At 58.8% G+C, this 11,083-nt stretch carries 11 protein-coding genes; 8 read left to right on the forward strand and 3 right to left on the reverse strand.

What is annotated here, in order from left to right:
- Nucleotides 1-208: 208 nt before the first annotated feature.
- On the reverse strand, nt 209-1,177 hold the full coding sequence (locus BGIM_RS0142120; RefSeq protein WP_040892048.1) for an AAA family ATPase: 969 nt from the start codon (nt 1,175-1,177) through the stop codon (nt 209-211).
- Nucleotides 1,178-1,376: 199 nt separating this feature from the next.
- Here BGIM_RS0142120 and BGIM_RS0142125 point away from each other — a divergent pair, with 199 nt between their 5' ends.
- The 5 genes from BGIM_RS0142125 to BGIM_RS0142145 all read left to right on the forward strand — a co-directional run bounded on the left by BGIM_RS0142125 (nt 1,377) and on the right by BGIM_RS0142145 (nt 5,086).
- Nucleotides 1,377-1,682: a hypothetical protein gene (locus BGIM_RS0142125; protein WP_020475608.1), complete on the forward strand. Its 306-nt coding sequence runs from the start codon at nt 1,377-1,379 to the stop codon at nt 1,680-1,682.
- The gene (locus tag BGIM_RS0142130) at nt 1,679-2,089 is read left to right on the forward strand and encodes a type II toxin-antitoxin system VapC family toxin (protein ID WP_020475609.1); all 411 of its coding nucleotides are present in this window, start codon (nt 1,679-1,681) and stop codon (nt 2,087-2,089) included. The genes BGIM_RS0142125 and BGIM_RS0142130 overlap by 4 nt, the downstream gene beginning before the upstream one ends.
- A 123-nt stretch (nt 2,090-2,212) precedes the next feature.
- Nucleotides 2,213-3,496: a Gfo/Idh/MocA family protein gene (locus BGIM_RS0142135; protein WP_020475610.1), complete on the forward strand. Its 1,284-nt coding sequence runs from the start codon at nt 2,213-2,215 to the stop codon at nt 3,494-3,496.
- A 37-nt stretch (nt 3,497-3,533) separates the two neighbouring features.
- On the forward strand, nt 3,534-4,457 hold the full coding sequence (locus BGIM_RS0142140; protein ID WP_020475611.1) for a sugar phosphate isomerase/epimerase family protein: 924 nt from the start codon (nt 3,534-3,536) through the stop codon (nt 4,455-4,457).
- A 5-nt stretch (nt 4,458-4,462) separates the two neighbouring features.
- Nucleotides 4,463-5,086: a cysteine peptidase family C39 domain-containing protein gene (locus BGIM_RS0142145; RefSeq protein ID WP_020475612.1), complete on the forward strand. Its 624-nt coding sequence runs from the start codon at nt 4,463-4,465 to the stop codon at nt 5,084-5,086.
- Here BGIM_RS0142145 and BGIM_RS0142150 read toward each other — a convergent pair.
- The gene (locus BGIM_RS0142150) at nt 5,022-6,587 is read right to left on the reverse strand and encodes a deoxyribodipyrimidine photolyase (RefSeq protein ID WP_449355849.1); all 1,566 of its coding nucleotides are present in this window, start codon (nt 6,585-6,587) and stop codon (nt 5,022-5,024) included. The genes BGIM_RS0142145 and BGIM_RS0142150 overlap by 65 nt on opposite strands.
- Nucleotides 6,588-6,754: 167 nt before the next feature.
- Between BGIM_RS0142150 and BGIM_RS0142160 the strand changes: the two genes are divergently transcribed.
- Complete coding sequence (locus BGIM_RS0142160; RefSeq protein WP_020475615.1) at nt 6,755-7,285, forward strand: hypothetical protein; 531 nt, start codon at nt 6,755-6,757, stop codon at nt 7,283-7,285.
- A gap of 15 nt (nt 7,286-7,300) precedes the next feature.
- Here BGIM_RS0142160 and BGIM_RS0142165 read toward each other — a convergent pair whose 3' ends face one another.
- Complete coding sequence (locus BGIM_RS0142165; RefSeq protein ID WP_020475616.1) at nt 7,301-7,915, reverse strand: TetR/AcrR family transcriptional regulator; 615 nt, start codon at nt 7,913-7,915, stop codon at nt 7,301-7,303.
- A 108-nt stretch (nt 7,916-8,023) separates the two neighbouring features.
- Here BGIM_RS0142165 and BGIM_RS0142170 point away from each other — a divergent pair, with 108 nt between their 5' ends.
- Nucleotides 8,024-8,776 (forward strand): SDR family NAD(P)-dependent oxidoreductase, encoded by a 753-nt coding sequence (locus tag BGIM_RS0142170; RefSeq protein ID WP_020475617.1) that lies wholly within the window; start codon nt 8,024-8,026, stop codon nt 8,774-8,776.
- A 69-nt stretch (nt 8,777-8,845) separates the two neighbouring features.
- Nucleotides 8,846-10,969 carry an AAA domain-containing protein gene (locus BGIM_RS0142175; protein ID WP_020475618.1) on the forward strand — a complete coding sequence of 708 codons (2,124 nt, stop codon included), beginning with the start codon at nt 8,846-8,848 and terminating at the stop codon, nt 10,967-10,969.
- The last annotated feature ends 114 nt before the right edge of the window (nt 10,970-11,083 follow it).

Below are 11,083 nucleotides of genomic sequence, written 5' to 3' on the forward strand. Positions count from 1 at the left end.
GAAGTCGTTCGCCAGCCCTCACTCATTCGGGTCGTCACAATCACTGCCTCCGGGCAGAAAGCCTGTTCCACATTAAATGCTGGCCACCCTCTTGCTCCCCCTTCCTTCTTAGGGAAGGGGGACGGGGGGTTAGGTCACCGGGGATGGCCCCAAGCCAGTGTTCGTTGGCCAATCTTCGCGTCTTTGTGGTTAGTGCTTTTTTCTTTCTTCAAAGCCTTTTCTTCGCCCCATACTTCGGCGGTTCCGGTTCGCCGACACTCTTCAACAACAATTCGATAATGTCTTCGCTCGCCTTGCCTTCGGCTTGGGCTTGAAAATTGGTCCCGATGCGGTGGCGCAACACCGGGACGGCCGCTTTGCGGATGTCTTCGATGGCCACGCTGAAACGGCCGTCCATCGCGGCAAATGCCTTGCCCGCTTGGATGAGGTATTGGCCGGCCCGGACTCCGGCGCCGAAGTCCACCATCTTCTTCACGAATTCCGGGGCCGTCGGGTCTTTCGGCCGGGTGGCGCGGACAAGGCGGGTCACGAAGTCGATCACGAAGTCCCCGACCGGGACGCTTCGCACCAGTCTTTGCAGATTGATGATGGCCTTGCCGGAGAGGATTTTTTGGATCTCGCCGTGTTCGTCCTTGGCAGTCATCCCGAGGATGCGCTTTTCTTCGTCCAGCGAAGGATAGTCCACCTTCACGTTGAACATGAACCGGTCAAGCTGGGCTTCGGGCAGCGGGTAAGTGCCTTCCTGCTCGATCGGGTTTTGGGTGGCGATCACGAAGAACGGGTCGGGCAAGTTGTAGGTTTCCTGCCCGACAGTCACCTGTCGTTCTTGCATCGCCTGCAACAGGGCCGCCTGCGTCTTCGGCGGTGTCCGGTTGATTTCGTCCGCGAGCAGGATGTTCGAGAACACCGGCCCGTTGACGAACCGGAACTCCCGTTTGCCCTGTTCGTTTTCGTCGAGGATCGTGGTTCCGGTGATGTCGGAGGGCATCAGGTCCGGCGTGAACTGGATGCGTTTGAAATTCACATCGAGAATCTGGGCGATGGACGAGACCATGAGGGTCTTGGCCAGTCCCGGCACGCCGACGAGGAGGCAGTGCCCCCGCGTGAAAATGGCCGCCATGATTTGTTCGATGACCTCGGCCTGGCCGACAACAACCCGGCCAAGCTGCTCAACCATCTGGGCTCGCGTTTGGGCAAACTGGGCCAGATATTCACTAATGCGTTCAGTGGACACGGGCTGCGGTACTCCCGATGCGTGCGTAAACCTCGTCCGGGCATTGTAAGGGAAATTCTCGCCGGGGAACCGGACAAACACCCCGTCCCATTGCGGACGCCGACATTCCTCGGGTAAAATGCGATTTGAAAGGAGGTGCGTGATGAAAACGATTCGGATGACGGTGAAGGACGGTCATTGGGTGTCGGTCGATCCGGCGGATTTGCCGGAGGGAACCGAGAAAGAATACGCGGAACGCGAGGAACGGCCGCGATCAGAGGCGGTCGCCGAAGATGACTGGCCGGAGACACCCGAAGAGATCGAACAGTGGATTGCGGAAACCGAAGCCATTCCGCCTCTTGTGCTGACACCGGAAGAAGAAGCGGACCTGCTTGCATGGCGGGCCAAGGCCAAGGCGTTCAATCTGGAAGCGGTTCGGCGTCAGATGATTGAGGGATTTGGACAATGAAGCGGTCCTATCTTCTCGACACCGGACCGGCTTATGATTTTCTGTTTCAGCGAGCCGGGATACGAGAACGGATGTACGCCCTCCAAAGAACCGGGGCAAAATTTGGCATCGGTTTGCCCACGCTGGGAGAAATCATCGCTGGCTTGGAAGGCAGTACAAGCCGGAAGGAATCGTGGGTAATTGTCCATCGGTCGCTCGGCCGCTTGATCCGCTGGCCGTTTGATGATCCGGCGGCATATGAATATGGCCGTTTGTTCGCGGATCTCAGAAAACGTGGCAGAGTGATTCAACAAGTCGATATTCAACTTGCCGCAATCACGCTGACCAAAAAAGAATGCGTTCTGGTCACTTACGACTCTGATTTCTCCGTGATCACCGGTCTCCCCTTTGAAAACTGGCTCGCCTGACACTTTCCCAAATTCCCCGCGTCTTCCCGCTTTTCCCGGTGACAATCCATCGGCCAACGGACACAATAATCCTTCCTACCACAAGACACTGGGCCACCTCTCCCCAGATTTGGAGATGTCCGCATGACACCGAACACAGTTGCGACTCGACGGGATTTTTTAACGACCTCAGCGCTGGCCGGGTCGGCCGCGGCGTTGTCCACCGGCGGGCTGTTCGCCGGGGCGAGTGACACCATCAAGGTCGGCCTCGTGGGCTGCGGCGGCCGGGGCACCGGGGCGGCGAAGAACGCCCTCAAGGCTGATCCGAACGTCAAGCTCGTCGCGATGGCCGACGCCTTCGGGGACAACATCAAGTCCTCCCTCTCACAACTGACCAAGAACGAGGACATCGCCAAAAAGATCGACGTGAAGCCGGAGATGATGTTCACCGGGTTTGACGCCTACAAGAAAGTGATCGAAGCCTCCGACGTCGTGTTGCTCTGCACCCCGCCGCACTTCCGGCCGATGCACCTGCGGGCGACTGTCGAGGCGGGCAAAAACGCTTTCGCCGAAAAGCCTTTGGCCGTCGATGCTGCCGGGGTTCGCAGTGTGATCGAGTCGGCCAAGATCGCCGCGGCCAAGAAACTCAGCATCCTGTGCGGATATTGCTATCGTTGGGACTTTGCCAAGCGGGAAACCGTCAAGCGAATTCATGATGGCGTGATCGGCGACATCAGCGCCATTCATGTGAACTACATCACCGGCACCCTCTGGCACCGGCCGACCACGGCCACCTTCGACACGATGGAGTACCAGATGCGCAACTGGTACTACTTCACCTGGCTCTCCGGTGACTTCAACGTCGAACAACATTGCCACAACCACGACAAGGCTTCTTGGGTGCTGAAGGGGGAGATGCCGATCGCCGCTTACGGGCAGGGAGGCCGGCAAATGCGGACCGACCCGAAGTTCGGGAACATTTACGACCATCACGGGGTCGTGTACGAATACAAGAGCGGGGTCAAAGTTTTCTCGTTCTGTCGGCAAATGTCCGGCGTGACCCGGATGTTCAATGATGTGAGCGACCACGTCATTGGCACGAAAGGCTCGGCCCAACTGATGGCCCACACCATCAAGACCGGCGACAAGGTTTGGGGTTACGAAGGCCCGAACTCGGACATGTACGACCAAGAGCACATCGAGTTCTTTGAGGGTATCCGCAAGGGAACCCCGATCAACAACCTCGACCAAAGCTGGAAAAGCACGCTCATGTCGATCATGGGTCGGATGGCGACCTACACCGGCATGAAGATCACTTGGGAAATGGCCTTGAACTCCAAGGAAGACCTGTCCCCGCCGTCGTACACATGGGAAGGCAAACTGCCGTATGCCCCCGTGGCCGTGCCCGGTGTGACGAAGTTTGTGTGAACCCAACCCCAACATTCCATCGAAACGAGCATTTGTCATGAATCGACGTGATTTTCTCAATGCCTCGGCCATCGTCGGGGCGGGCCTGTTCACCGGTGATCTTCTGATCGCGGCCGACCCCAAGCGGGTGCCGCTCAAGAAGGCCGTGAAGTTCGGCATGATCGGGGCGGGCAAGACCGTTCAGGAAAAGTTCGAGCTAATCAAGAAACTCGGCTTCCAAGGGGTCGAAATCGACAGCCCCTCCGGCCTGAACCTCAAGGAAGCCAACGAGGCTCAAAAGGCCACCGGCATCAAGATCCACGGTGTCGTGGATTCGGTTCACTGGCGGGACACGCTCTCCAGCCCGGATGAAAAGGTCCGGGCCAAGGGGTTGGCCGCGTTGATCCAAGCCTTGGAAGACGCCAAGACCGTCGGCGCCGACACGGTGCTACTGGTCCCCGGCGTGGTGAACAAGGATGTCACTTACGAAGATTGCTACAAGCGATCCCAAGAGGAAGTGAAGAAAGCCATCCCCACTGCCGAGAAACTCGGGGTGAAGATCGCCATCGAAACGGTGTGGAACAATTTCATCACGAAGCCGGAACAGATGATTAGCTATGTTGATGATCTGAAGTCCCCGTTTGTCGGGACGTACTTCGATTGTTCCAACATGGTGAAATACGGCGTCAGCAGTGGTGACTGGATTCGCAAACTCGGCAAGCGTCTCCTGAAGTTCGACTTCAAAGGATACAGTCTCACCAAGGCCAAAGACGCGAAGAACGATTGGAAAGGCTTCGACGCCAAGATTGGCGAAGGAGACGAGAACTGGCCAGATGTTCTGAACGCCCTCGCGGAAGTCGGCTATGCCGGCGGGTGGGCGACGGCCGAGGTTGGTGGCGGCGGCGAGGCCGTGTTGAAGGACATTGCCGAACGGATGGACAAGATTCTGGAGTTGAAGCCCGCCACGCCTTCCAAGGGCTGATCGCCATGCCTTGGCGTATTTATCCAGACGGAGCAGACCCGGAAACTTATCAGGGTCTCGATTCGATCTACGAGTTCGTCAACGGCGACGGCGAGTTTCGCAAGTTCAATTGCGGGCAAGCCGCCGCCTGCACTTTTCTCACGCATTGCCGGGTTTTTCCGGGAGATCACACCCCCGAGGAAGCCCGCGAAATCATGGGGCTAGCCGAAAAGAACCACCCGCCGGATAACATGGGCGGGTGGTTCGGCACATCACGGCGCCGGGTGGAACGGATTTGTCGCACGGCCGGCATTCCGATTGAAGCCGTCGAAGGCGAAGAAGACCTTCGCAAACATCTCTCCGACCGGCAACCGGTGATCGTCATGTGCGGGGTGGAGGGGGCCAAACTTTTCGGCCGCTGGTTCGCCCCCGCCGGGCATTGGATGGTGGCTTATGGTTACGATTCAAAAAACATCTTCCTGACGAATTGGAGCGGCCCCTCCATGACTTGGGAGGAATTTCGCAAATGCTGGGGATCGTTCATCCCGAGGATGCTGTCGATTCACAATATCGGCATCGCCGCTGTCACTCAGTTGGTGGATTCCCCGGTGCCCGGCCCCGCACCCGGTCAACCGACGGCAATCGTCTGACGTAATCGTAATAGCCGTCCAAGTCGAATTTCTTCGCGGTGTTGTCTGATGACATGTAGCGAATCTGGCCGAAAATCTTCCGCTCCACCCACGGGCGATCAAATAGGCCAAAACACCAAAAAATCCCCGTATAAGAGTTCGGATCGCGCCCGTCGCTTGCGTATTTGTTGTTGAGGTGTTCGAGGATCAAGTACGCCCGTTCCACACTGTCCGACCATTCCAGCACCTTCTTGCCCCAAAGCATCCGCAGATAATTGTGAATCCGGCCGGTGGCCACCAACTCCCGTTGGGCCGCGTTCCATAAGTGATCGTGCGTGTCCGCGTTTTCAAATTGCTCCAGTGTGTAGGTGAATTCACGGGGGTCGGATTCGTGGGCTTTCAGGCTTTTCATCGCCCACTCGGGGATGACGGATTGGAGATCGAAGTAAGCGGGAATCGACTGGCCGTCGATGGTCACCGTCCTCGCGTCGATCACGCCTCGTCCGGCGTTTTTGGTGTGATGCCAGTGATAGCCCACGTCCCGCCAGGTGAGGGCTTCGTCCAGAAAACTGTTCACATTATCATCGTGATGAAAGAAGCCTTCCCGTTTGTTTTTTTGAGTCAGGTCGATCATCGACGCATCCCAAGGCCCGTCCGCTGTGAGAACCCGTTCCGCGCACTCTTGCATCGAAACATGCCCATGCCGCAAGTGCGGGCTTAACCGGCTGGCGGCCGTTCGTCGCGGATCATCGGGGTTGTTCCGACCGGTGGCATACGCCCGGAGTTTTTGCTTCACGAACGTGTTTAACACGACGTGCCCGGCCTCGCTTCCACCCTCCAATCCGGCGACGGCAGGGACGGATTGATCGATCGGCAGTTGTCTCGCAAATTCAGCGATGTCGCATTCATGATTCCACACGGCGAAGGGAGGATCGATCTTTCCGGCGGGCGGGAAAGGCGGCTCGGCCGCCGCCCGGTGGTCCCAGCAATCGGCGAACAGCTTGTGGATTCGCGGCCGAAGATGGGCGGCGGCCGATACCGTTGCCCCCAACAGCGAAAGCGGGATCAACCCGTTGCCATCCACGGCCGCCAGCGGCACATCAATGTTTCTCGCAAGAGATTGGATCTGGCCGGGGATGATGAATGTCGGGTAGTCGTCCGTCACGACGAGACACGCCTTGGCGGCCAGTTTACGGAGCAACCCGCGACCGGAGTTCTCGGGAGTTTCGACGAATGGCCAATAATCCACGCCGAGCCGCTTCGCCTTCCGGGCATTGTCCCGCATTCCCTCCAGCATGAATTGGTGGTGTCTGGCCGAGGCCCAAGGATATCCGAGTTTTAGCCCCTCGTAGACGATCAGCGGTTTTTTCAGCGTTTTGGCCCGGTGAACGGCGTAATCAAGGGCATGGTTACGGTCCAGCCGCCGGTACATCTGCGACCAATAAAGGACATAATCCCCCGCCGGATTCGTTTTTTTTGCATTCGTCTGACGAATCCGGGCGTCGTTGAACGTGGGCATCAATTGGTTTCCGTGAGGGGGAATCGCAATCACGCATCAATAGCCAACTCCAATGAAAGGGAACAGAAAATTACGGGTGATTTCCTTCCAAATAGCTCCGGACGTGACGGCGGGGGAAATCGTCCCTAAACTGAAAGAAGAGCAAGTCCAGCTCGTGGAGGGTGGGGGAAATGGCGTTGCCGACGGGTGAGATTGTGGCCCGGCCGATGGTGGCCCGAGCCTGCGGGTGCCTGAACGAGTTTCAACATTACTCCGTGGACAAATACCGGACCCAGCGTCTGGCGAAGTTCCAGAGCACCAGATGCGCTGCGTGCGTGGCCAAGTCGGAGGAGGCCATCCGGGCCGCCGCCGCCGCCCTGCCGGGCAAGGGGGAAGCCATTCAGGCTCTCCCGATCGGATGCCAAATTGCCCTGGCACGCCGGGCCGACGGCAAATGGACCGGAACCCTGACCGCCGACGGAACAACGGTGGAAACCATCGCGGACTGGCCGCAGGGCCTCTCCGGAATGCTCGCCCGTCTTTGGGTGTCCGCCCGTGGCGGGAAACTGCCGGAAAGCGGCGATGTGAAAGCGCCGGTGGAGGTCGCTCCGAAACCGGCGGCGGCCAGCAGCGCGAAGCCGCCCGCAGGCGGTGTGAAGTCATCGACGGGCGCCGCCAGGCCGCCTGCGAGTGGTGGCGTGAAACCACCGGCTGGCAAATAGCGGCCGGTGTTCTGATCAATTTTTGCGGTCTGGCCGCTTCACATTCTTCGGCCAGACCATCATCACCAATTTGACCACCTGCTCCATCTGCTGACGGGTCGCGCCTCCGGCGGCCTGCACCGCCAGCCCGTGCATGATGGTCATCAGAAACCGGGCGAGATTTTCGGGGTCCAAATCATCCGGAAGATCCCCTTCGCTTTTGGCCCGTTCCAATCGTTTGCGAACCGCTTCTAATCCGGCCATCCGGCGGTCGGCGAGATCCTTCTGAATGCCTTCCGACGCTTCCCCGCAGGCCAATGCTCCCTGCACGGCAAAGCATCCCTTCGGATGAGTCGGATCACTCAGCAAGGCAACCGTCCCGGCCAGTATTTGTTCGATGGCCTCACGGGCGACTGGTCGTTCAAGGGCAGCACGGACGTAAGCCGCCGGTCCCTCGGCATAGCGATCCATCGCCTTGCGGAACAAGGCTTCCTTGTTGCCAAACGTGGCGTACATGCTTGGCCGATTGATCCCCATCGCTTTGGTCAATTCGGGCAGGGACGCGCCTTCGTAGCCGCGATGCCAGAACACTTCCAGCGCCCGGTCCAAGGCCTCGTCGGGATCAAATTCTCGGGGTCGTCCGGCGGCCATGACACGCCCCCTCGCAAAACATTGGGGGAAAAAATTGGCGGGATGTGAAAGACATCCCGTCCTCTTATTGTACTCCTCGGTACATAAAACTTCCAAACGGAGAATGTCATGTCGAAGAAACTTGAAGGCAAAGTGGCGTTGGTTACCGGGGCTTCCAAGGGAATTGGGGCTTCCATCGCCAAATACCTCGCGGCCGAAGGGGCCTCGGTGGTCGTCAACTATGCGTCCAGCAAAGAGGGCGCTGACAAAGTGGTCGCGGAGATTGTGAAGAACGGCGGCAAGGCGGTTGCGGTCAAGGCCAACGTCTCCAAGAAGGCCGAAATTGACAAGCTGTTTTTGGAAACGAAGGCGGCTTACGGCAAACTCGATGTCCTTGTCAACAACGCCGGGATTTTCGAGTTCGCTCCTCTCGAAGGCGTTACCGAAGATCACTTCCATCGTCAGTTCGATCTGAATGTTCTCGGCTTGCTTCTCACCACGCAAAAAGCGGTCGAACACTTCGGGTCCGATGGCGGCAGCATCATCAACATTAGTTCCGTGGTGGCGATCTCCCCCCAGCCGAATGCCTCGGTTTACAGTGCCACCAAGGGGGCCGTGGATGCCATCACCAAATCGCTCGCCAAGGAATTGGGGCCGAAGAAAATCCGCGTGAACTCCCTCAATCCCGGCATGATCGAAACCGAAGGGGTTCACACGGCCGGATTCATCGGCACGGACTTTCACAAGCAAATCATCGCCCAAACTCCGTTGGGCCGGATTGGCCAGCCGGAAGACATCGGCAAGGTGGCGGTCTTCCTGGCTTCTTCTGACTCCGGATGGGTCACGGGCGAAACCTTGATGGTCTCCGGCGGCAATCGCTAGTCGGATGCCGGACACCTCACCCCGCGTCGGGCGAATAGAATACGCCGACAAGACCTTGGGTGGGGTGTCATGGCCCGGATTCAGATTGAGCCGATCCCGATGAAATGCTCGCCGGGGGCGGTGTTGTCATTCGTCTGCACCGGCGGCAAAATCGACAGCAAACACATCGGAAAGATCACGCTCCTCGGTCGCGCGGCCACCATCGAGGTTCCCGACGACAAAGCAGCGGCGATCGTCAAAGCCCTCGACGGCGCAACATTTCTCGAACGCCCCGTGCGAGTGCAAATCGCTGGAAAAACCAGTTTCGGCGATTTAGAACATTTCGCCAATCTTTCCCGTTTGCTCGATCTTGAAACGGTGGCCGAACAGGAAGCCGCCCGGCTGGCCGCCCAATCCGAAACCGCCACCCGCGACGGGGCGGCCCTTGCAGGTCTCACCCTGCGGGATTCCGAATTTGGCCTCGGTGGCCGGTTGTTGCTCACGTTTTCAAAATCGATTCGCACGGATCGCCTTCCCCCCAATCGGTTGCAACCCGGCTCCCCCGTTGTTTTGAATCAAACCGGGGTCAATCGTCGGCGTCCGTCCTTTCGCGGCGTCGTTTATGACCGGGAGTTCACCACCATCGGTGTCGCCATCGACCCGCCCGATGACGATCTCCCGGAAGATGCCACCTGGCGGCTCGATTTATCGTTCGATGAAGTCTCGCGCGTGCGGCAACAAGAAGCCTTGCGTCGGGCGGCCGATGCCAAAAAGGATCGCCTCGCCGAACTTCGCACGGTATTGCTTGGCGAACGAGACCCCGAATTCAATCAACCAGCCGACATCGAACTTTCGACACACTTGAACGAACCACAGCGGGAGGCGGTTCGTTTCGCCCTTTCCGCAAAAGATGTGGCGATCATCCACGGCCCGCCGGGAACCGGGAAAACCACCACGGTCGTCGAACTCATCCGACAGGCTGTCGCCCGAGGCGAGCGCGTGCTGGCCTGCGCGCCGAGCAACCATGCCGTTGACAATCTGTTGGAAAAACTCCTCGCCATTGGCGAACGTCCCGTGCGGGTCGGGCATCCGGCCCGCGTTGATCCGGCGCTTCGGGATCGGGCTTTGGATCTGTTGGTGCAAAAGCACGCTGATGCCCGGCAGGCCCGCAAGTTTGCCAAGGATGCATACACGCTTTTCAATCAAGCGGACAAATGGACCAAGGAAAAGCCTCAACCCGGTGAGAAAGCCGCCATGCGGCGGGAAGCCCGTTCACTTCTAAGCGAGGCCCGCAAATTTGAAACACTGGCGGCCGAGAAAATTCTCGATGACGCCCGAATCATCTGCGGCACGCTCACGGGTCTTTCGAGCGATGTTCTCGGTCCCCGACAATTCGATTTGGCCGTGATCGACGAGGCCGGGCAAAGCACCGAACCGGCATGCTGGCTCCCGCTGATGCGAGTCGAAAAACTGGTGCTGGCCGGGGACCACCGCCAACTGCCTGCGACCGTTCTTTCCCGCGAGGCGGCCGAAAGCGGGTTGTCCATCAGTTTGATGGAACGCCTGACAGATCGCTTTGGCCCGCAGATTGCCCGGTTGTTGACAGTGCAGCACCGCATGAACTCGGCCATCATGGAATTCTCCAATGCCGAGTTTTATGAAGGGGCGTTGGTCTCCCACGAAAGCGTGGCCGCCCATCGATTGTGCGATCTCGAAGGCGTCACCCGCGAGCCGCTGACCGAACAACCCGTGCGTTTCATCGACACCGCCGGGGCCAGCCACGACGAAGAATTGGAAGAAGAAAGCGGCAGCCGCCGCAACCCGCAGGAGGCCAATCTGGCCGTGACTTATGCCCGCCGCCTGCTCGCGGCCGGAGTGCCGCCGACATCCATCGGCGTCATCTCCCCCTATCGCGCCCAAGTGCGGCTCCTGCGGGACAAACTCGCCGATGTGCCGGACCTCGAAGTGGACAGCGTGGACGGCTTCCAAGGCCGGGAAAAAGAGGCCATCGTGATCTCCTTCGTGCGGTCCAACCACGAAGGAGAGATCGGCTTCCTCGGCGACACCCGGCGAACCAATGTGGCCTTCACCCGCGCCAGACGATCCCTCATCGTGATCGGCGACAGCGCCACCCTCTCCAATCATCCCTTCTATCAACGAATGATGGCGTATGTGGAATCCATCGGGGCGTATGCGAGTGTTTGGGAAGAGTGAATGAACAATTTCAGCGGGTCTGGCAAATCTTTCTGGCATGGCTGTCCGGTTGGTTTTCGTCTTTTGTTTTTCGCCCCAAGGGGGCGCTCGATAATAGCCAGGGGCGGAAGCCCC

Source organism: Zavarzinella formosa DSM 19928 (assembly GCF_000255705.1).
Taxonomy (GTDB): Bacteria; Planctomycetota; Planctomycetia; order Gemmatales; family Gemmataceae; genus Zavarzinella; species Zavarzinella formosa.